This is a genomic window from Acinetobacter sp. ANC 3781, from assembly GCF_004331285.1.
In the GTDB taxonomy this organism is placed as follows: domain Bacteria; phylum Pseudomonadota; class Gammaproteobacteria; order Pseudomonadales; family Moraxellaceae; genus Acinetobacter.
In genome coordinates this window covers 220,696-240,550 of record NZ_SJOH01000002.1, presented here as the reverse complement: position 1 = coordinate 240,550, position 19,855 = coordinate 220,696, and the positions used below count along the sequence as shown (strand labels likewise).

Genomic DNA, 19,855 nt, shown 5'->3' with positions numbered 1-19,855 from the left:
ATTTCTTACAATTATAAAATAATAAAAAAGTGTAATATAAACAAATATATGTGTTTTATTTTGGGAGTAATTTCTATATAAATTATAATAAATTTTGCATTTTATTTTTTATATATGATTTAATCTTTCTTAGAGAAATTAAAAATTAATAATTAACATTACTAAATGAAAAATAAATAAACATCTTGTTTTAAAGGATGGCAAACACCATGAGAATATCAGTAATAAATGTGGGTTTATTTTGTTTATGTTTTCTGAGTAACACTTATGCAACATCTGATGAGTGGAGTCAGCGTTGGAAAGCATCAACTAGCCGCTCAAGTGAGAATTTAGTTCAAGCAAACCTGATTGAACTCATGGATTCAGATTATTATTCCGGACTGGGAAAGACTACGATAAACAGCACATCGACAAGTTCTATAGGCACGCTTAACTCATCTACGAGTAATGTGAATATCAATGGTTCCAACAACGGTGTAGATATTTCAAATGATACTGCCAATGACGGAGCTGTAAGTTCGACTACCACTCAAAACAATCAGCAATGTCCTAACTTAAGTACTCAACCTGGGGGAACATCATTATGTTGAACTTCCCTCGGTCGAATAGAAGAAAAATATCTTCTATAAGCATCACGATCCTTTTTAGCCACCTTCTGACAGGATGTACAGGCATGGCTCTTTCAAACAAGGAGCCTGTCAGCCTTGTACAAGGGCCACCCATTACCGATATTTTTACCCCTTTTGATATGGCCCTATCCTGCTTGAAAGGGCAACTGCGCAATGACGTCAATTTCTCTGTTGGAGCAATTTTGGACCAAACAGGAAAAGATGTGGTAACCAATGGCGGCAGTGGCAAAATGGTGACTCAAGGTGCTGGAGATATGGTGCAGTCTGCGTTATTTCAGGCTGGGGTGAGCTTATTGAACCGGCGTGACCCTCGTATTATAGAAAGCGAAGCCAAGTGGGGAATTCGTGATCCAAGGCAAATTCAGGCTTCTGATTATTATGTGACAGGCAGTATTAACAGTTTGGATTTTATTCCGGGTGGCGGTTTTGATATGCAAATTGGTGGTGTTGGCCCTAATTATAGTCAAACCCGAATTATGGTGGGTTTAGATTTATCCCTGACCGATACTCGCAGCAGTAAAGTTGTTGCCAATGTTTCACTGCAAAAGCAAATTGCCGCACAGGATTACGGCATAAGTGCAGGTAGATTTGCTGGCCATACTTTATTGAATATCCAGGTCGGAAAAGGAGAGAGAGAGGCAACAAATTTTGCGTTGCGCCAAATGTTAAATCTGGCAACTTTTGAATTGCTCAGTCAGGTGATTCCGCCCACAACATTCGAAAGCTGCCGCACTGCAATACCTCCTGAATTTGGCCGCTTAGAATTAACGCGAAGCTCTGTTGCCCTGTATAAATATAAGGAAAACCAGAAACAAAATACTGCGAATTCAGGTAGGTCTCTGTTGGAATCGTCCTCACATGATACAAGTACATCCAATGAGAAAAATAAATCGACCAACTCACCAAGCAAGGATACAAAGCCGCCTAAGCATAAAGAATCCGAGCTGATTCAGAATCCTGAAGGTGAGCCTGAAATGAGCAAACAGGACCTGATAAAATACATTAGCAAGAAACAGGGTTCATCTTCTTCAAGCAAAATGAATAAAGAAAAAGATACTCAAGAAAAAGTCGATAAAGAAAAAGAAGATGAAAAGACTACGACGCTGGGGAATGTCAATCCAGCAATGCTAGAAAATTACTGGTCAAGCACTCAGCGTGATTAAAAAAATATATAAAAAATGAGCTCGCTCTCATTATAAAAAGAAGTGCTTAGCGAGAAGTACTTCAAAACTAGAAAGGGAAAATAACTATGAAAAAGACTATCAAAACAATCGCCTTATCTGCTGCCTTCCTGTCTAGTGCAGCCATGGCAAATCCAGGCAACCATGTCACTGTAGATACAGGTTTAGACGCTACCTTGGCGGCTGTATCTCAACATGCTAAAAATGGTACTGCGCTTAACCTTGCCATTAATACCGCTACTGTTGATGCAACAGTCAACGTACACGGGGGGTATAATTCACTGAATAATGTGGGAGACAAAATCGCAGTAGAAACTTCAGCAATTGGTGCAGTAAACACCGGTAGCATTAACTTGCAACAAGGCAATCTGAGTGCCGTGAATACGGGTACAGTAGAGGCAACTTTTGATGCTGAAAAAAGTGCAGAGCGTTCTTTAGAACAATGGCGTTCTGAAGGTTCATCGGCGTTTGAAAGTTCTATCAGTGCCAGCCTGAATACCGACACTTATGATCAGTTCTCTGAAACCTTGAGTAATTACACAGCAGCGAATTTAGCTTTTAATTCAGCAGCTATTGATGCCTCTGTAAATATAGGCGGAAGAGTGAATCATATTGATGGTATTAAAACTTCAGCAATCGGTGCTGTGAACACCGGTAGCATTACAGTGACTGTAAAGTAAATCCACCTCTCAATATGATCCAGAGTCTAACTATTTTCGGATAGTTAGACTTTTTGTATTCTAAAACAAAATAAATATAAAATTGTTGATTAAATATTATTCTTTAGCAGAATAAACCTACTAAATATTGCGACTTAATCTGGAAGTTCGATGTACGCAATATGTGAAAGGATACTGTTGAGTGATTTTTATTCGGATTATTGAACAAGAATATAATGAATTTATGATTTTTTTGCATCTATTTCTAAAGCAGAAGCTGAATAACAGGCAAGATTAAATATAAAAAAGAGCGCCTAAGCACTCTTTTTAAAATTCAGTTCGACACTTAGTCACGAACAAATTCCACTGCACCGTTCTCTAAAGATTTAATACGTGCCAAAGACTCAACACGGTAACCTTTATCAAGTAACAACTGGCGACCAGGCTGGAAAGATTTTTCAATTACAATACCAATACCTACAACTTCAGCTTTTGCTTGATGAATTAAATCAGCAAGACCTAAAGCGGCTTGACCATTTGCCAAGAAATCATCAATCACTAACGCTTTATCACTAGCGCTAATGTGCTTGTTTGAAATGGCAATGGTGCTTTCAATTTGTTTGGTAAAAGAGAAAACTTTAGAGCGGTACAAATCATCTTTTAAAGTCAAAGACTGATATTTACGTGCAAAGATCACAGGCACGCCAAGTTCTAAACCTGCCATTACTGCGGGTGCAATACCAGAAGCTTCGATGGTAATGATCTTCGTGATCCCTGCATCTTTAAAACGAGCAGCAAATTCTTTACCAATTTGCTGCATCAATACCGGGTCAATTTGATGATTCAAGAAAGCATCAACTTTCAGAACTTGATCAGATAGAACGATACCTTCACTTAAGATTTTCTGTTCTAGTGCGTGCACGGGAGAATTCCTCTAAGGGCAGATGCTTTTTCAAGCAAAAGCGTATTTTAAAAAGGCTCTCAAAAAATGCAAGCGAAATTGATCAAATCAATTAATTCGTTGAGCCTTTATAGCCTGTTAATAGCAAACCGTATGATGTTTTGCCATCTTGATGAGAAACCTTCACTGGTGCATAGTCAAGTTTAGGCGCTAACCAGAAAATTGTATCGCGGTTAGGCTTATCATGTTTCATCACGACCTTAAGGGTGTCAAAGGTACCGTAAGAAGTTTTAACAGTTTCTGAACCTTGTTTGACAAAGCGGCGTGATTCAACTTCTTTGGCATCGGCAATGGCATAACTGGATTTCAAACCCGAAGTTTTTAAATCTTCACGCAATTGTAGTTCCGCATTTAGCTCATCCAAAACCCCAGATTTCCAGGCAAAAGAGCGAGCCTTATCATCTTTTTTGGTGTTAATGGTTTTAGCATTTGGATTAAAGTTAATGCTCATGGTGTTGTTATGCACCAAAATTTTGCTGCTACGGCTAAAGCTGCTGGATAGGATTTGGTTGCCATTTAAACTGAAGCGGCTTGTTTCAGTTGCAGAGGCAATAGCCCCGGCTTTGGCAGCAAAAACATAGGTCCAGTTGTTCCCCGACTTGCTTAAAGTACGTGTTGCCGAGCCCATATTTTTGCCGTTATAGCTAAATTGATAACTTGCCTGGAATGGACTCATGGCAAATGCTTGGCTTGAGAAACCAGCCAACAACAGTGTAGTGGTTACACCAGATGCCAGCGCAATCGTTTTCAATACATTGTGAGCCATAAGTGAAATGTTCCTATGAAGTTTGAATAAAGTGCATTTTTTGCTTGGTTGCTATTATGCACTTTGATTATGAAGATAAAATTCGCTTTTTTGTTCAATCTGTATATTTATGTATTTTTTTCCAGTTAAAAATACAGACTTTAATTAGCAAAAACAATTTAAATCATGCGCTATTTCTGCTTGATCGGGCTAACTTGAGTTTCCTCTAGTTCTTCTTCAGCTGACCAGTCTTCTACCGGTTGTTCCGACATTTTTTTAAATAATGCGGTAAGATTTACATTGCCCATTACGACCAGTTCAGCTTCACGTAAAACGGCATGATTGACATGGACTTTTGCCAAAGTATCAATAATAGAACGGTTTTTACCGAGCCAGCGGTTTAAGTCCAAATAAAGTAAATCATCTTTGACTTTAATGACATTGAGTTTTTCCAGAATCATACCTAATGGGTCTTTATTCAACACCTTTTGATAGAAAAACAGAGCAAATTTTACCGCGAGTTTCTGGAAAATATTTTTGAATTTGGCTTCAAGGACCTGGGTATCACTAATTTGTTCAAATACAATCAACTGGACATCTTTATTGAGTTCCATCTGAACCAGTTTTAAGTCGACTGAAAGGGTAATATAGAGACCCTTTACATCCAGCGTTGCATATAAACGTAACCAGTTTTCATGCAAGTCAGCATGCAAATCTTTGAGCATGGAAACATTGTCGGTGACAAAGCGCTGAAATGTGGCATTCAAAAAAACTTGAGATAGGGGGAATTCACGCTCATCTTCAATAAATCCTTCAGCCCTTTGATATACCTGGCGTATACGTTTAGAAATATTGGATAGTAGCGTTTGCATATGGGGCATCCTAGCAAGTTAATTTTCTTAGACATCGAGAGATTTTGTCGAAAGTATTAAAAATACAGATATTCCATCTTGCAGTTTAGCAAAATTAATTGCACCATTTTCATGATTTTAATTGTCTACAGTTGGCTTGTTGATTGAGTTCTCGTTTTTTCATTCAAAGGCCGCAACTGTTTTTATTTATACTGCGTTTATGCAGTTTGGGGACCAGACTTTTTGTCGGTTTAATGTGATGCTTAAGAAAATCAGTTTTGCACCTTTAATGCATGTATGGTGGAAAGATTCAATTTTCACAGGCGCGGTGATTTTAGCTGCAGTCTTGCATTTGATTATTTTGACCCTGCAATTTGCCATGCCGGAAGAAAGTGATGCAGCAGTCAAAGAAATTGCGGTGACTTTACGTCCAAGTAAAGCTACAGTTGAAAATGCCGATTTTCTTGCACAGGCAGATCAGCAAGGTTCAGGAACCTTCCGTGAAGCGCATCGTATGTCGAGTGATATGCCAGCCCCGATGCTTGAACAAAGCGCAGGTGAGCAACAGCAAGAAAGTTTAGAGCGATTACAGCAGAAGCGTGAATTAAGCTTTGAAGAAAAAGTGTTAATGACGACCTTAAGCTGGAAAAAAGAAGCTGAACAGAACCAGCGTAAAAAAGCCATGCAAGAGCTGAATAGCCAGTTTCAAGCCAAAGCAGCGATGGTGGCAAGTTTAGAAGCACAATATTTACAGCGTCAGCAAAATTTTAGCCGTCAGCAAAAAATTAAAACCGTAGATGGTATTCAGGCCAAACAAGATATTTCAGCCGCCTATTTGGAAAAATTCCGCCAAAAAGTTGAATTTTACGGTAACCGTTATTATCCCGATGCCGCAAAAGTGCAACGCCTGGCTGGGGAGGTGCGTTTAATGGTGATTTTAAATAAAAACGGCGGGATTCGTGCTATTCGTCTGATTGACAGTTCCGGACATGCCCTATTGGATGAAGCTGCAAAAAATTCCGTGCGTAAAGCCGCACCTTTTGGTGTGTTTGATCAAGCGATGAAAGATATTTCAGAACTGCGTATTGTCCGAACTTGGCGTTTTGACCCCGCAGAAGCTGAATTTGAAGTGAAATAAGTCAAATTTAAAACGGATGCATGGTCATTATTCAGCAAGACGATAAATACCATCTTGCTGTCCGCCGAGCCAAGTCACGGTTAAATCTTTGTCATGAATTTCTAAATGGGTTGGGAATATTTCTAGGTTTTTGGCATATTTTGATGTGGCTTTTAAACCAATACAGTTGCCATTTTTCCACCATGTTCCTTCCGCATATTGATCTAATGCACCGACGGCAAGATACCACTTAAATTTGCCATTGGGTTCAAGTAAAAGTTCTGAACCCACTTCCATTACGCCTTGTAAATAATAATGTCCTGCCCACGTGCTATCTGTAGATTGAAATTTTACTTGCTTACAGGTAGTTTTATTATGGGCATAGAGCGGTGAACTAAAAGCTAAAGAAGAAATGCAGAAGAGTGCAGTCAGGATTTTTTTCATGAAGGTGCCTCTATATTTTAATGTGTCTTCAAAGGTGTTTTTATTTTTCTTGGATTGATCTTTTATAAGAGAAGTAATGTTTCTTTTCAAGCAAAGAATCGTGAATCTGGTTTAAAAGGCATGAATAAAAAGAGAGTTTTTCTATGCTTTTAGAAAAAATCTTGGGTGAGAATGATAAAAATTTTATTAGATTTACCCTCCACCTAACCTCCTCCTACAGGGAGGAGGGACTACCGATGTTAAATTAAGATTGAAAGTTCCCTCTCCTTTAAGGAAAGGGCTAGGATGAGGTGAAGCCCCAATATGGAGTATAAAAAAGCGAGCATTACGCTCGCTTTTAAACTGTCAGATTCTAGTCTTTCTCGGTATAAGGGTTATCAAAACCGAGTTTTTTCAGGATTTCAATTTCTAAAGCTTCCATTTCCTCGGCATCTTGCTCAGATGTTTCATGGTCATAACCCATTAAATGTAATGTGCCATGGACCAACATATGGGTGAAATGTTCAATAGGTGTTTTTTGCTGATCGATCGCTTCTTGTAAAACCACAGGAATACAAATCACTAAATCGCCAAGCGGAAAAGCATCTAAATATTCAGCCATTTCATCTGGAATATCACTTGGGAAAGACAATACATTGGTGGGTTTGTCTTTTTTGCGGTATTCAAGATTAAGCTTATGACTTTGGTCATTATCGACACAGGCAATGCCGATTTCGCAATTACTTTGTGTGCCGATATAACGTAAAGCTGTTTCTACAACTTTTTTAATGTAGGCACGTTTCAAGACCAATTCAGCGGCTTGAAAGTCCTGTTGTAGGGAAAGACTAAGTTTCAAAATGAATCCTTATTTAAAGCTTACTGCTGTGCATCGGCAGCAGCATCATTTTCAGCGATCAAGGCTTCCTGACGAGCTTTGCGTTCTGCCCGAGCTTCAGCACTTAAACGCTGTTGTTCACTGTCCCAACCTTCATAGGCTTCGACAATTTTTTGTACCAGTTGATGACGCACCACATCACGAGAGTGGAAACGGGTAATGTGAATTTCCGGAATTTTATCAATCACACGTAAAGCGTGCGATAAACCTGATTGCTGACCACGCGGTAAATCGACCTGAGTCACGTCACCGGTAATCACTGCGCGTGAACCAAACCCTAAACGGGTCAGGAACATCTTCATCTGTTCAGGGGTTGTATTTTGCGCCTCATCTAAAATAACGAAAGAATGATTCAGGGTACGACCACGCATATAGGCGAGGGGCGCAACTTCAATCACCTGACGTTCAATCAGTTTGGCCACTTTTTCAAAGCCCAGCATTTCATACAGGGCATCGTAAAGTGGGCGCAAATATGGATCGATTTTCTGAGATAAATCACCCGGTAGGAAGCCGAGTTTTTCACCCGCTTCAACTGCAGGACGAACCAGCAGAATACGCTGTATTTCATTGCGTTCCAGCATGTCGACTGCGGCGGCAACTGCAAGATAGGTTTTACCTGTACCCGCAGGGCCAATACCAAATGAAATATCGCTTTGCAAAATACGCTGTACATAGCGTTTTTGATTGGCGCCGCGCGGGTTAATTCGGCCTTTACGAGTCTGTAACCAAACCTCATCCAGACCAGTATGTTCCTGATCTGGATCACTTTGTAACTCCCGGTCTGTCTGGCTACCCTGGATCATTAGATGCAGCGTGTCAGCACTAATTTGCTGGCTAATTTCAGTTTCTTCATACAGACGCATTAAGAGGCTTTCGGCCCTCTCTACTGCATCAATATCCCCATCGATGTAAAAGGCATCACCTCGATGAGAAATTTGAACATCTAAACGTTGTTCGATTTGTTTCAAGTGACCGTTATAAGCACCCAGCATGCCTTTTAAACGCTCCATTGAAACACCAGGAAAATTTACTGTACGTCGAATCGCTGCAGTCAAGAGAATTCCTTATAAAGTGGTCTAACCGATCACCTTACATTACGCCACGTCAGGCTCAAGATTCAATAGCTCACCGTAAACAAAATTCAAAGTTTTAATTTCGGTAATCTCGATTTCTGCAAAACGCCCGACCCAAGCAGGATCACCAATGAAAGATACATAACGGGTGTTATCGGCAGTACCTACCAGCAGGTTTGGATCCTTGTCAGAAACTTTTTCAATCAAGACCCTTTGAATGGTTCCTAACATGGCATCTGTTTTATCAATGCTTGAACGCTTGATCCATTTTTGTACTTTGCCAAGACGTTCTTTTTTCACATCTTCCGGAGTGGTATCTGGAAGTTCTGAAGCGGGTGTGCCCGGACGTTTTGAATAGATAAAGCTATACGAATGGTCGAAATCTAAATCCTGGATGAATTGATAAGTTTCTTCAAAGTGTTTATCGGTTTCACCCGGGAAGCCAATGATGAAATCAGAAGATAAATGCATATCTGGGCGTACTGCACGTAACTTTTTAATTTTCTCGATATAGACATCAATAGTGTGGTTACGCTTCATAGCTTGCAGTACATCGTTGGAACCACTTTGTACCGGCAAGTGAAGATGTGAAACCATTTGCGGAAGATCACGGTAGCATTGAATCAGGTCATCATTAAACTCAAGCGGGTGTGAAGTGGTATAACGCAAACGGCCAATTCCCGAAATTTCAGCCACTAAACGAAGCAAGTCGGCAAATGTACAGATATTGCCTTCGAAAGTTTCACCTCGGTAGCCATTGACGTTTTGGCCCAATAGCGAAATTTCACGCACGCCTTTTTCAGCTAAACCTGCAATTTCAGCCAGTACGTCATCTAAAGGACGTGAAACCTCTTCACCACGGGTATAAGGCACCACGCAGAAAGAACAGTATTTTGAACAGCCTTCCATAATCGAAACAAAGGCTTTGTAACCTTCAACGCGCGGTTCAGGTAAAAAGTCGAATTTTTCGATGTCCGGAAAAGAAATATCGACCAGCTTGATTTTATCTTTCTTTGGTTTTTCAATCTGATCGCTATGCTGATCCAGCATTTGCGGTAAACGGTGCAAAGTTTGCGGACCAAACACCATGTCGACATAGGGCGCACGTTTTTGAATGTTGTCACCTTCTTGCGAAGCCACACAACCACCGACACCAATCACCAGATCAGGATTTTTTTCTTTCAGTTTGCGCCAGCGACCAAGTTCGGAGAATACTTTTTCCTGGGCTTTTTCACGAATCGAGCAGGTATTCATCAGCAGAATATCGGCTTGTTTCGGATCAGTGGTTAACACATAACCGTGTGAGTCGCCCAAAAGGTCTGCCATACGATGACTGTCATACTCATTCATCTGACACCCTTGCGTTTCGATATACAGTTTTTTCACTGATCCGTCGGCTAGGGTGTGCTGTGGCTGGGTAACAGTGTTTTCTGAAGCAGCTTGGGCACTATTTGGAATGAAAGTTTGAACCGTCATGTAGGCTCCTAAAGGATAAATCGAACAAATCACAATTTAAGATTTTCCCTATTTGAGGATAGGGCTAGCAAATTTTCTTTTTTCATTTCAATTCTTAATTGAAACTTGTTGAAGAAGAAAAAGCTGGCTTAATCTTTTAAGATCGTAATTTGAATACAAGAAAGGCGCATATTTTAGCAGGAATTGAAGCTAAACTTATACAGATAAATAAACCAACAACGAGATTGATTTGTGTAGTAAAAATGATTGAAAATTAATATTGCCTAATCATAAGGTTACACAACAGAACAGTAGAGTAGTTTAATAATATTTAAACTATTAAAAAATGATGAGATGCGACCAAGGCAACATGAAATGACGGAAGGCAAGCATATGTGCAATCAGGTAATCATTAAAAAATATTATAAAATGCTTGCTTTAGGTTTGGCATCAACCGGTTTCGTTTCTATTTCCCATGCCGCAGATGAGGACTTTAATGCGGCTTTACAAGCGGCGAATGCTGGAAATGTGGGATTATTACAACAATATCAAGCCTCAATGCAAAATGATGTGCTCGGCTATTATCCTGAATATTGGTCTCTAAATACCAATTTATCTGCACAACCTTCCAGTAATATTGTGAACTTCGCCCAGCGTTATCCGCAATCCGCCATGGCCGAAAAACTGGCAGCAGATTATGTCGAAGAAAAAGTAAAACAAGCCGATTTCGCCCCAGCGCAACCGGTTTTGCAGTATGTCACCAATCCCGATCAGGCTGAAAGTTGTGCCGTGGCCCAAGTTCGCGCCAAATCAGGTGATCCGCTGGTCTTTGCTGAATATAAAGATGTCTGGCTGACCACCAATACCCAACCCGAATCCTGTACCGGTTTGGGACGCATGATGCTTTCCAGTCCACTTATGACCGAGCAGGATAGACAGCAACGTCTATGGGGACAGCTGCGTGCCGGTCAATCGGGTCAGGCTTTGGCTACAGCACAGACCTTGGGTGTGAGTTTATCGCTAGCGCAACTTAATCAAATTCAAGCCAATCCCTTAAATTATTTGTGGTCTGCACCAAAGTCATCCACAGCTGAGCATGCCTATTTGATTTATGCGATGGGACGTTTAGCAGATAGTGACCTAAATACTGCAATAGCTTCAGTACAGAAGGCGGCCCAAGGCACACCAGTCCAAGTGCAAAAAGCGTTATACCGGGCTGTGGGTTATATTGGCGGTACCACGGTGATGAAAAATAACTTTAACCGTGAAGTGCTGAATTATCTGGATGCCAGTTATGGACTGCCGTTCAGTTCAGAAGAAGCAGAAATTTATGCGCGTCAAGCGATTCGTTTCAGTAGCTGGGAAAGTTTGATTCGTGCCATTGATGCCATGAGCGTGACGCAAAAACAGGAAGATCGCTGGCAATACTGGCTGGCACGCGCATCAGAACAGCGTGGAGATGCCGGTTCTAAACGTACTGCACAGGAAATTTTTAAAAAATTAGCGCAAGGTGATGATTATCATAACTTATTGGCCAAAGACAAGCTGGGTCAGCGTTATAATAATATTCCGAATAATGTTCAACCTTCCAATAGTGATGTGCAACGTTTAAGCCAAGACATTCATTTTAGTCGTGCTTTTGCGTTACGCCGTGTCAATGCACCTGAAAATTACATTAACCGCGAGTGGAACTGGGCGGTTCGTCAAGCCTATTTAAAACATGATGATGGTTTATTGCTTGCTGCAGCGAAACGCGCAACCGATATGGGCTGGTATGACCGGGCAATTTATGCAGCAGATCGGACTGAAAATAAACACAATTATTCTTATCGTTATGCTATGCCGCACCAGAATTATGTGGTGAGTCATAGCCGCAATGCCGGGATCGATCCTGCTTGGGCCTATGGGCTGATGCGCCAAGAAAGCCGTTTTAATACAGGTGCACGTTCACATGTAGGCGCAGGCGGTCTGATGCAAATTATGCCGGATACCGCAAAACTGGTGGCACGGCAAATGGGTGAAACCTATAATCCGGCTGCCTTGACGGATATGAATACCAATATTCGTTATGGCACTTTTTACTTGTCCATGATTCAGAGCCAATTGAGCAATAGTCCAGTTTTAGCCACAGCAGGTTATAACGCCGGTCCAAACCGCGCGCGTCGTTGGCAACCCGATTCTCAGCCTATTGCTGCGGACCAATACACTGAAAGCATTCCATTGACTGAGACTCGTGACTATGTAAAACATGTCATGACCAATGCAACTCATTATGGGGTATTGCTTGGACAAGGCGCACAATCAATTGAAAAAAGAATGAATATCATTCCATTGAGAATAAATCCTTAAATTTTAATTTTGTTGATGGGGTCTAACTTATTAATGATAGTTTTTGACTACACACCAGTTTTAGCAAGATTGACACTATTCGTAATGAGTGGTGCAGGACTGGGGCTCTATTCATCTCAAATTTTTGCAGCGCCAGTGCAAGGGTATGTAATGGTGGTGCAAATGACACCTGCCGTGTGTATGTTAGATACTCAAAAATCAAAAAAACGAAAATGTTTAGAAGGCTATGCGCTTAATATTTCAGGTTTATTGCCCGAAACCTCAGAAACAGAGTGCAAAACGGCAGCTTCAGCAGCTTTATCACCTTTGCAAGCGAAAGTGGTGGCACGGGTCATGCCGGATGAAAATGCCCGCGTCCAACTTTGGCAAGCGATTGGCGGTTGTGTGCCAATGAATGCAAGTCAATATTTTCGTACCATCATTAATTATGCAGAACGCTTGAAAATACCTTCGGAACTCACCAGTCCTGAGAATCGGAGCATGCATATGAGTAATCTCCGCTTACAGTTCTTGCGTTTAAATCCGACTTTACCGGTAAGTGCAATTAGATTTAATTGTGCAGCGCTGAATGGAACACCTACTCTTACAGAGGTCAAACTTTGTTATAAACCGAATGGACAGTACAAACAGTGTTCAACAACAGTTGAAACTAACTGTCCAAACTCCTTTACTATAAAAGGTTCTTACTAAGTTTTTTGTCACATTTTATTTGTATTTCCTATCAGACTTTTGTTGAAGTTCTATCTCTTTTGCATGCATCAGGCCAATGATTGGAGTACAATCTTTGGCGTTTATGATTATTAGATTAAATGGACTAACTATTTAATCGCATTGACTATCCTCAATTGGAGATAATTAGATGAAGCAAGCCGTTCGTGTTGCCGTTACTGGTGCTGCAGGTCAAATTGGTTATAGCTTACTATTCCGTATCGCAAGCGGCGAGATGCTAGGTAAAGATCAACCGGTTATTTTACAATTGTTAGAAGTTCCTTTTGAGAAAGCTCAACAAGCGCTTAAAGGCGTGATGATGGAACTTCAAGACTGCGCATTCCCTCTTTTAGAAGACATGATCGGTACTGATGACCCTAAAGTTGCATTTAAAGATGCTGACTATGCGTTATTGGTTGGTTCACGTCCACGTGGTCCTGGTATGGAACGTGCTGACTTGTTGAAAGTGAACGGTGAAATCTTCATCGGTCAAGGTCAAGCACTCAACGAAGTTGCTAGCCGTGACGTTAAAGTACTTGTTGTAGGTAACCCTGCAAACACGAATGCTTACATCGCAATGAACTCTGCTCCAGATCTTCCAGCGAAAAACTTCACTGCAATGTTACGTCTTGACCACAACCGTGCAGCATCTCAAATTGCTGCTAAAACTGGCAAAGCGGTTAAAGATATTAAAAACCTTACAGTTTGGGGTAACCACTCTCCAACCATGTATGCTGACTACCGTTTTGCAACTATCAACGGTGAAAGCGTTAAAGACATGATCAACGACCAAGAATGGAATGCAAACACATTCCTTCCGACTGTTGGTAAACGTGGTGCTGCGATCATCGAAGCACGTGGCTTGTCTTCTGCTGCTTCTGCTGCAAATGCTGCAATTGACCATATGCGCGATTGGGCTCTTGGCACTAACGGCGAATGGGTAACTATGGGTATCCCTTCAGACGGTTCTTATGGTATTCCTGAAGGCGTAATGTTCGGTTTCCCTGTAACCACTGAAAACGGTGAATACAAAATCGTTCAAGGTCTTGAAATCGATGAATTCAGCCGTGAACGTATCAACGTTACGTTGAACGAGCTTGAAGAAGAGCGCGCAGCAATTGCTGACATGCTTAAATAATTTAATCTTCAAAGATTAAGTTAAAAAGCACTCCACTGGAGTGCTTTTTTTATAAAATACAAATACTTCATAACAAAAGGTAACAAGAAGACATACCTCCGTAATTCTAATTTTTCCTACATTTGTTAAGTTATAAAGATCATTTCATAACAGCAGGAGATAATCGCATGATACTCACGCAACAACCGACATTAGAATTATTATTTGAACAATTGGGTTTGTCTGCAGATAAAGCTGCGATTGAACAGTTTGTTAAAAACCATCAGTTACCTTCTGAAGTGATTTTGCCAGATGCAAGCTTCTGGAGCGAGGGTCAAAGTGCTTTTTTACGTGAGCATTGGCACCAAGATGATGAATGGATTGTCATTATTGATGAACTTAATCAGCTCTTGCATATGGAAAGTGACAAGCTTTCTCCACAATAAATTTTAAATGGATTAGGCCCCTCAACAGGGGGGCTGATTTTTTGCTACAAAAATATACAACAAGCACTAAGTGAAAGCTGGGCTTTGTGCCGCAACTCTTATAACTTGATAGTGAGATAATCATACAAGTTACCGAGGAGAACAGCATGTTTGATCAGCAACCCACACTAGAACTCTTGTTTAGCCAATTGGGTCTCGACGCAAGCCCGGAAGCCATTGATCAGTTTATAGAAACTCATCAATTGACTATGGATATTCCTTTGCATCACGCTCCATTCTGGACGCCGGCACAGCATGATTTCATTATCAGTCATTGGAAAAAAGATGATGACTGGGCAATCGTGGTAGATATCTTAAACGAGCAATTGCATAGTGATTCTCAGCCTCATAAATAAGATGATTTTTTAATCACAAATTGAAACAACATAATTAGAGTGAGGCCTATTATTGTTCGAATATTTCTTATAAGTTAATTGAATAATAAATGACAATTTAACGAATAAGGAGTTTTTAATGATGATGAGTAATAAACCATCCTTAGAATTATTGTTTTCGCAGTTGGGATTGGCCAATAGCCCTGCAGCCATTGAGCTTTTTATACGTACGCATCAATTACCTTCAAACCAAAATTTACATGATGCATCTTTCTGGAATAAGTCTCAGCGTGAATTTCTGATCCGTTATCTGGTTGAAGATGCTGATGAATGGGTGATGTGGATTGACGAGCTTAATCAGCAATTGCATATGAATGCCAACAAATTACAAATGGCTTAAAGTTGGAATATATTTTTTAAGAAGTATACTCATATATAGAAAAGACTCTCCATTTTGGAGAGTCTTATATTTTTTTAAAATTAGTGCAATTTACTTTGTAAGAGTTCTACAAACCAGATTTCTTCGCGTAGCACCCTAAATGAAGGATGTTTTTGTAGTAGTTCTAAATCAAAGTCCACAGATTTACTGTATTTAGTTAACCAGTGTCGAGTCAATGCAGTCTGATTTTTAGAAACTGAGGCATAAGCAAGGAAAAAATAGATATCACTGTGTCCATGTTGTGATAGCGGTTTTAAAATCTGCTCGGTAATTAAAGCAAAACGCTGTTCCTTGGTAATTTCGAAATACAGCATATAGGCTTTAGCCAGATGTAAAGACAGATTCAAATACAAGCGCATTGGCATTTCTTCATATTCAATTCGGCCCTGTTCTAATAGAACCACGGCCTCTTGCAGAAAATGAATCTGTTCTTGACGTGAATTGCTTATAACCACCAGTTGTAAACGTAAATCAGCACGTTCTAAGGCAAGCTCAGGCGTATTGTTTTCCAAATACAATTGATCCGTCTCACCGATACGCTCGATAATTTTTTTTGTATTTTCAAACATTAGCCAATACCTCATTGATGAATAATCAGTATATAGGGGCAAAATCAGGAATTTAAAGGTGAATACAGTATCCTGATTTTATAATAAACAATTAGAACAAGACATTAGCACTACGTAACCATGCGGTGATTGATAAGCGTTGGTGCTTGGATTGAATTACTTCATGCAATAAATCGCTTTGAAACATTGCAATACGATTCGGTTTGGGTTGAATAGTATGCCATTGTCCACTTTTATCCTGTAAGTGGAGCTCTCCACCCCAGCCATCTTGCCAGTCTTCATGTAAATAATAGACTGTAGAAATAATACGACCATTTTTCTCCTGAGGATTGTCACGATGCAAAGCGTAATATTCTCCCGCGTTATAACAGGCAAAATGAGCTTCAACTTCTTGGATGCCTAAATAAAAATTGAAATTTAAGAGTTGAGAGATGTTTTTAAGGGTTTCAATGTGATGTTGTGCAGTTTCTAGTTCTTCGCTAATCCACAGAATATGGTCACTACGGATATTACTGACTACGCCATTTTGAATGGCTGCATCACGAAAACGGTTTAAATTAAATGTGCATTCTTCAGCTAAAGCCTGTACATAATTTTGAGGGTAGGCATCGTCTATGAGCGTAAAACCATGTTGATCTAAATCTTCAATAATTTGATCAACATTCCATGACTTTGGGAGCTGAATTGCATCCATATACATATACTCAAATACAATCTGAAAAAAGGTGGCGTATTCTAGAGCAAGATATCCTTCGGAATGAAACATTTTTTCATGCTAAAATATCCGTTGATTACAGGAATTAAAGAAACATGAATTACCGTCACCATTTCCATGCAGGCAACTTTGCCGATGTTATGAAGCATGTGTTATTGCTCCAACTTTTAACACGTTTAAATGCCAAAGATAAACCGTATCGCTATATAGATACGCATGGTGGTGCAGGTAAATATGATTTATCTACATCTGCTGCACAAAAATCAGGTGAATTTTTAAACGGTATTCATCGTTTAGTAAAGCTTGATGATTCAATTATTCGCAATGCTCCTGAAGGCGTGAAGCAATATCTTAAAGTGGTTGAAAATATGCGTGCCGGTTCAGGTAAGGGTGCTTATCCAGGCTCGCCTTGGTTCGCACTGGAAGGTATGCGCGATATTGATAAAGCAACGATCTTTGAAATGCAGAAAGAAGTTTTTCAAGAATTGTATTTCAATATTCGTGACCGCCGTGCAGGTTTGCATGAACGTGATGCTTATGAAGGCTTGTTGGGAGTTATTCCACCGAAAGAAAAACGTGGTTTGGTGATGATTGATCCTCCTTACGAATTAGAACGTAAAGATTTCCCTCAGTTAGTAGAATTGTTGGCAACTGCACATAAAAAATGGCCTACAGGGTGTTTTGCAGTTTGGTATCCAATTAAAGATCGCGCCATGATTGATCGTTTCGAAAAGAAAATGATGAAAACCGGTATCCGCCGTCAATTGGTGTGTGAAATTTGTGTATGGCCAGATGACACCCCGGTAGGTTTGAATGGTTGTGGTTTACTGGTGATTAATCCACCTTGGAAGTTTTCTGAGGATGCAGATGAGGCATTGCAATGGCTGTTCCCGCATTTGCGTATGAGTGAAAATGGTGGGCATGCTGCTGTACGCTGGTTGGTTGGCGAATAATACAGACGTTTAAAAAAGAGATACGGTTACAGTTAGGATCGATAAGAATGACAAGTATAAATAAACCTGAAAGTGAATCTTCTACACGTGATGAACATACTTTTGATGGTATCACTTTTGAAGTGGAAGAAGAAGAACAAACCCATGAGGGACAAAAGGTAAAACGTCGTGGAATCTATCTGTGGCCGAATCTGATCACGACAGCAGCATTGCTGTCGGGGTTTTACTCTATTATTGCCAGCATGAATGGTGATTTCACCCAAGCGATTTACGCTATTTTTCTTGCAGCGTTGTTAGATGGTTTAGATGGTCGAGTCGCTCGAGCGATTGGCGCACAAAGTGCTTTTGGTGAACAGTATGACTCTTTATCCGACTTGTTAGCGTTTGGTGTAGCACCAGCTATTTTAATGTATAGCTGGAGTTTGCATGATTTGGGTCGTATTGGCCTGGCATGCTGTTTTGTCTATACGGCATGTGCGGCATTCCGGTTAGCGCGTTTTAATGTACAAATTGGCGTAGTTGATAAACGCTACTTTATTGGTGTGGCAAGTCCGTTGGCAGCCATTTTGATTATTACTATGGTCTGGGTAGGGCGTGATTTCCCTGCAATTTTTGATTTACGGGAAGTTGGTATTCAAATTATCAATGCTGTGCTTATAGTAGCAGTGGGTTTGTTGATGATCTCGAATATTAAATATTATTCATTTAAAACATTGGATCGTAAACGTGTTCCTTTTGCGGTGCTGCCAATCGCTGTATTTATCTTTGCCGCGATTACTTATAATATCCCAGTAGGAATCTTGGTGATTTCTATTATCTACGCACTTTCTGGTTTCGTAACGACATTTATAGCTAGAAAAAATAACCCTATATAAAAATGAGACATCTATACCTAAAATAAAAAGGAGCACGATATGCAGTTGTTTCAAGATTTATTTGACCAGTCTAAACAACTCAATCAGGCTCCCTCTCAGGCGCAGTTGGCTTATCATGCGCAAAAAGGGCGATATAAAATTATTCATCAAGGCTTGATGATTCCGAATTTGCCAGCGCCCTTACATTACTTAAACTTTTTAAGTGTGATTGGTCAGCCCAATGTTCCTATGCTTCGCAACGAAAGTGCAATTCATTCCACTGCTTTAGACACAGCAACCATTATTGCCAGTGTTAGTCCACATATGATGGGACAGTTAAATTCCTATTCTGTTGAAAAAGAATGTCAGTTCAAAAAAGAATATTTTAGGTTTGCAGATCGGGAAATGCTTTCTGGAAGTTTTCCGCATTTTCGTATTCAGCGCGAAGATAAAGAACTAAGTTTTGATTTATCTATAACCACTAGCAATCTCATTTCTTATTTTACCAAGTTGCGTATGGGATTGGCAGATCACTGGTCAATAGTATGTCAGTGTGAAGGTCAAATTACTTATAAAGCGCAGAAGTTTGAAATTCAGCAAATGGGCTGTTTTGAATATGCACGCTCCATAAACTTTTCCTATTTACCACTCGCATTTTTTACTTATCAGATTATTAATCTGGAAAACAATCGTCAGCTTCTGTTAGCACAAATTCGTGATCCTTTTAATCGCATTGTGCAATCTCGTTTGTATTTACGGGACGCCCAGACCGGAATAGCACAAATGTTTGATGATAATGTCCGTTTCAAAGTCCATCGTGTTTATCCGAAGGTGAAAACGCCGAATGGACAATACATGTATTTGCCGCGTGAGTTTGAATGGGCTTATATTGGTAAAGATGGCACCTGTATTTCAATTCAAGCACAAAGTCGCGGAGATTTTAAATTTGGTTTGGGTGCCGGTTATGTAGGTAGCTTTAAATATCAAATTAAAATTAATCATCAGGAAGAAATGGGTGAAAGTGGTTACTGCGAATATACGGATTGTCGTTCATTGAACTGGCAGGAAAAAGATAAAGAAGAAAAAATGCGTGATGAATTAGTCAATACCGTACCTTTTGCGTGCAAAAAATAAGAAAACCCCGTCATTTTGCAGAATAAATAAGCGGTCATTAGGTTTTTGCTGAATTATTTGAAAAAGGGGGTTGCAACCCCTCTGAAATACTGTAGAATGCACATCCATCGGCGGTGATGTTGATTAAAACTTGTTGAGAAACAAGGATTTAGCCTAAAGGGTTTAAATCTGGAAGTCTTGAAGAAGTTGAAAATTAATCAATAAAACC

22 protein-coding genes are annotated in these 19,855 nt (G+C 40.0%); 13 read left to right on the top strand and 9 right to left on the bottom strand.

What is annotated here, in order from left to right:
- The first annotated feature begins 209 nt into the window (after positions 1-209).
- The 3 genes from E0H89_RS16635 to E0H89_RS02810 all read left to right on the top strand — a co-directional run bounded on the left by E0H89_RS16635 (position 210) and on the right by E0H89_RS02810 (position 2,490).
- Positions 210-590, top strand: a complete 381-nt coding sequence (locus E0H89_RS16635) for a hypothetical protein (RefSeq protein WP_131214322.1) — start codon at positions 210-212, stop codon at positions 588-590.
- Positions 584-1,792: a CsgG/HfaB family protein gene (locus E0H89_RS02815; RefSeq protein ID WP_131214321.1), complete on the top strand. Its 1,209-nt coding sequence runs from the start codon at positions 584-586 to the stop codon at positions 1,790-1,792. Before E0H89_RS16635 ends, E0H89_RS02815 begins: the two co-directional genes overlap by 7 nt.
- Positions 1,793-1,878: 86 nt before the next feature.
- Positions 1,879-2,490: a hypothetical protein gene (locus tag E0H89_RS02810; RefSeq protein ID WP_131214320.1), complete on the top strand. Its 612-nt coding sequence runs from the start codon at positions 1,879-1,881 to the stop codon at positions 2,488-2,490.
- Positions 2,491-2,815: 325 nt separating this feature from the next.
- Here the strand turns inward: E0H89_RS02810 and E0H89_RS02805 are convergent, their stop codons facing one another.
- The 3 genes from E0H89_RS02805 to E0H89_RS02795 form a co-directional block, all read right to left on the bottom strand.
- Positions 2,816-3,391: a xanthine phosphoribosyltransferase gene (locus E0H89_RS02805; protein WP_131214319.1), complete on the bottom strand. Its 576-nt coding sequence runs from the start codon at positions 3,389-3,391 to the stop codon at positions 2,816-2,818.
- A 91-nt stretch (positions 3,392-3,482) separates the two neighbouring features.
- A complete protein-coding gene (locus E0H89_RS02800) occupies positions 3,483-4,196 on the bottom strand; it encodes a DUF3108 domain-containing protein (protein WP_131214318.1) in 714 nt (237 codons plus the stop codon).
- Between the two features lie 170 nt (positions 4,197-4,366).
- Positions 4,367-5,047, bottom strand: coding sequence for a hypothetical protein (locus E0H89_RS02795; protein ID WP_131214317.1), 681 nt, complete (start codon positions 5,045-5,047; stop codon positions 4,367-4,369).
- A gap of 238 nt (positions 5,048-5,285) precedes the next feature.
- On the opposite strand from E0H89_RS02795, the gene E0H89_RS02790 reads away from it, so the two are divergent.
- Positions 5,286-6,164 carry an energy transducer TonB gene (locus E0H89_RS02790; protein ID WP_131214316.1) on the top strand — a complete coding sequence of 293 codons (879 nt, stop codon included), beginning with the start codon at positions 5,286-5,288 and terminating at the stop codon, positions 6,162-6,164.
- A gap of 27 nt (positions 6,165-6,191) precedes the next feature.
- Here E0H89_RS02790 and E0H89_RS02785 read toward each other — a convergent pair whose 3' ends face one another.
- The 4 genes from E0H89_RS02785 to miaB all read right to left on the bottom strand — a co-directional run bounded on the left by E0H89_RS02785 (position 6,192) and on the right by miaB (position 10,010).
- A complete protein-coding gene (locus E0H89_RS02785) occupies positions 6,192-6,587 on the bottom strand; it encodes a hypothetical protein (protein WP_131214315.1) in 396 nt (131 codons plus the stop codon).
- A 352-nt stretch (positions 6,588-6,939) separates the two neighbouring features.
- A complete protein-coding gene (gene ybeY / locus E0H89_RS02780; RefSeq protein WP_131214314.1) occupies positions 6,940-7,422 on the bottom strand; it encodes an rRNA maturation RNase YbeY in 483 nt (160 codons plus the stop codon).
- 20 nt (positions 7,423-7,442) lie between these two features.
- A complete protein-coding gene (locus tag E0H89_RS02775) occupies positions 7,443-8,516 on the bottom strand; it encodes a PhoH family protein (protein WP_131214313.1) in 1,074 nt (357 codons plus the stop codon).
- A 39-nt stretch (positions 8,517-8,555) separates the two neighbouring features.
- Entirely contained in the window at positions 8,556-10,010 is a 1,455-nt protein-coding gene (miaB, locus tag E0H89_RS02770) for a tRNA (N6-isopentenyl adenosine(37)-C2)-methylthiotransferase MiaB (protein ID WP_131214312.1), read from the bottom strand.
- Between the two features lie 408 nt (positions 10,011-10,418).
- On the opposite strand from miaB, the gene E0H89_RS02765 reads away from it, so the two are divergent.
- The 6 genes from E0H89_RS02765 to E0H89_RS02740 all read left to right on the top strand — a co-directional run bounded on the left by E0H89_RS02765 (position 10,419) and on the right by E0H89_RS02740 (position 15,383).
- Positions 10,419-12,338: a lytic transglycosylase domain-containing protein gene (locus E0H89_RS02765; RefSeq protein ID WP_165494008.1), complete on the top strand. Its 1,920-nt coding sequence runs from the start codon at positions 10,419-10,421 to the stop codon at positions 12,336-12,338.
- 33 nt (positions 12,339-12,371) lie between these two features.
- On the top strand, positions 12,372-13,028 hold the full coding sequence (locus tag E0H89_RS02760; RefSeq protein WP_131214310.1) for a ribonuclease T2 family protein: 657 nt from the start codon (positions 12,372-12,374) through the stop codon (positions 13,026-13,028).
- 169 nt (positions 13,029-13,197) lie between these two features.
- Positions 13,198-14,184 carry a malate dehydrogenase gene (locus E0H89_RS02755; RefSeq protein WP_131214309.1) on the top strand — a complete coding sequence of 329 codons (987 nt, stop codon included), beginning with the start codon at positions 13,198-13,200 and terminating at the stop codon, positions 14,182-14,184.
- Positions 14,185-14,351: 167 nt separating this feature from the next.
- Positions 14,352-14,609, top strand: a complete 258-nt coding sequence (locus tag E0H89_RS02750) for a DUF2789 family protein (RefSeq protein WP_131214308.1) — start codon at positions 14,352-14,354, stop codon at positions 14,607-14,609.
- A 146-nt stretch (positions 14,610-14,755) separates the two neighbouring features.
- The gene (locus E0H89_RS02745; protein WP_131214307.1) at positions 14,756-15,004 is read left to right on the top strand and encodes a DUF2789 family protein; all 249 of its coding nucleotides are present in this window, start codon (positions 14,756-14,758) and stop codon (positions 15,002-15,004) included.
- A 118-nt stretch (positions 15,005-15,122) separates the two neighbouring features.
- Entirely contained in the window at positions 15,123-15,383 is a 261-nt protein-coding gene (locus E0H89_RS02740; protein ID WP_131214306.1) for a DUF2789 family protein, read from the top strand.
- A gap of 80 nt (positions 15,384-15,463) precedes the next feature.
- Here E0H89_RS02740 and E0H89_RS02735 read toward each other — a convergent pair whose 3' ends face one another.
- Together E0H89_RS02735 and E0H89_RS02730 are read right to left on the bottom strand one after the other, a co-directional pair.
- The gene (locus E0H89_RS02735) at positions 15,464-15,991 is read right to left on the bottom strand and encodes a hypothetical protein (protein ID WP_131214305.1); all 528 of its coding nucleotides are present in this window, start codon (positions 15,989-15,991) and stop codon (positions 15,464-15,466) included.
- Between the two features lie 91 nt (positions 15,992-16,082).
- Positions 16,083-16,685 (bottom strand): 2OG-Fe(II) oxygenase, encoded by a 603-nt coding sequence (locus E0H89_RS02730; RefSeq protein WP_131214334.1) that lies wholly within the window; start codon positions 16,683-16,685, stop codon positions 16,083-16,085.
- A gap of 116 nt (positions 16,686-16,801) precedes the next feature.
- Here E0H89_RS02730 and E0H89_RS02725 point away from each other — a divergent pair, with 116 nt between their 5' ends.
- Genes E0H89_RS02725 through E0H89_RS02715 form a run of 3 tightly spaced genes read left to right on the top strand, consistent with a single transcriptional unit; the run spans position 16,802 to position 19,647 of the window.
- Positions 16,802-17,659 carry a 23S rRNA (adenine(2030)-N(6))-methyltransferase RlmJ gene (locus E0H89_RS02725; protein ID WP_131214304.1) on the top strand — a complete coding sequence of 286 codons (858 nt, stop codon included), beginning with the start codon at positions 16,802-16,804 and terminating at the stop codon, positions 17,657-17,659.
- A gap of 47 nt (positions 17,660-17,706) precedes the next feature.
- Positions 17,707-18,534, top strand: coding sequence for a CDP-diacylglycerol--serine O-phosphatidyltransferase (gene pssA, locus E0H89_RS02720; RefSeq protein ID WP_131214303.1), 828 nt, complete (start codon positions 17,707-17,709; stop codon positions 18,532-18,534).
- 39 nt (positions 18,535-18,573) lie between these two features.
- Entirely contained in the window at positions 18,574-19,647 is a 1,074-nt protein-coding gene (locus tag E0H89_RS02715; RefSeq protein ID WP_131214302.1) for a DUF6670 family protein, read from the top strand.
- Positions 19,648-19,855 lie beyond the last annotated feature (208 nt).

What these genes read in the sequence shown, in the direction of transcription:
- pssA (WP_131214303.1), top strand. Translation starts at nt 17,707, where the DNA reads ATGACAAGTATAAATAAACCTGAAAGTGAATCTTCTACACGTGATGAA.
- E0H89_RS02740 (WP_131214306.1), top strand. Translation starts at nt 15,123, where the DNA reads ATGATGATGAGTAATAAACCATCCTTAGAATTATTGTTTTCGCAGTTG.
- E0H89_RS02785 (WP_131214315.1), bottom strand. Translation starts at nt 6,587, where the DNA reads ATGAAAAAAATCCTGACTGCACTCTTCTGCATTTCTTCTTTAGCTTTT.
- E0H89_RS02760 (WP_131214310.1), top strand. Translation starts at nt 12,372, where the DNA reads ATGATAGTTTTTGACTACACACCAGTTTTAGCAAGATTGACACTATTC.
- E0H89_RS02815 (WP_131214321.1), top strand. Translation starts at nt 584, where the DNA reads ATGTTGAACTTCCCTCGGTCGAATAGAAGAAAAATATCTTCTATAAGC.
- E0H89_RS02715 (WP_131214302.1), top strand. Translation starts at nt 18,574, where the DNA reads ATGCAGTTGTTTCAAGATTTATTTGACCAGTCTAAACAACTCAATCAG.
- E0H89_RS16635 (WP_131214322.1), top strand. Translation starts at nt 210, where the DNA reads ATGAGAATATCAGTAATAAATGTGGGTTTATTTTGTTTATGTTTTCTG.
- E0H89_RS02790 (WP_131214316.1), top strand. Translation starts at nt 5,286, where the DNA reads ATGCTTAAGAAAATCAGTTTTGCACCTTTAATGCATGTATGGTGGAAA.
- E0H89_RS02735 (WP_131214305.1), bottom strand. Translation starts at nt 15,991, where the DNA reads ATGTTTGAAAATACAAAAAAAATTATCGAGCGTATCGGTGAGACGGAT.
- E0H89_RS02810 (WP_131214320.1), top strand. Translation starts at nt 1,879, where the DNA reads ATGAAAAAGACTATCAAAACAATCGCCTTATCTGCTGCCTTCCTGTCT.
- E0H89_RS02745 (WP_131214307.1), top strand. Translation starts at nt 14,756, where the DNA reads ATGTTTGATCAGCAACCCACACTAGAACTCTTGTTTAGCCAATTGGGT.
- E0H89_RS02765 (WP_165494008.1), top strand. Translation starts at nt 10,419, where the DNA reads ATGCTTGCTTTAGGTTTGGCATCAACCGGTTTCGTTTCTATTTCCCAT.
- E0H89_RS02800 (WP_131214318.1), bottom strand. Translation starts at nt 4,196, where the DNA reads ATGGCTCACAATGTATTGAAAACGATTGCGCTGGCATCTGGTGTAACC.
- miaB (WP_131214312.1), bottom strand. Translation starts at nt 10,010, where the DNA reads ATGACGGTTCAAACTTTCATTCCAAATAGTGCCCAAGCTGCTTCAGAA.
- E0H89_RS02725 (WP_131214304.1), top strand. Translation starts at nt 16,802, where the DNA reads ATGAATTACCGTCACCATTTCCATGCAGGCAACTTTGCCGATGTTATG.
- E0H89_RS02755 (WP_131214309.1), top strand. Translation starts at nt 13,198, where the DNA reads ATGAAGCAAGCCGTTCGTGTTGCCGTTACTGGTGCTGCAGGTCAAATT.
- E0H89_RS02730 (WP_131214334.1), bottom strand. Translation starts at nt 16,685, where the DNA reads ATGGATGCAATTCAGCTCCCAAAGTCATGGAATGTTGATCAAATTATT.
- E0H89_RS02750 (WP_131214308.1), top strand. Translation starts at nt 14,352, where the DNA reads ATGATACTCACGCAACAACCGACATTAGAATTATTATTTGAACAATTG.
- E0H89_RS02795 (WP_131214317.1), bottom strand. Translation starts at nt 5,047, where the DNA reads ATGCAAACGCTACTATCCAATATTTCTAAACGTATACGCCAGGTATAT.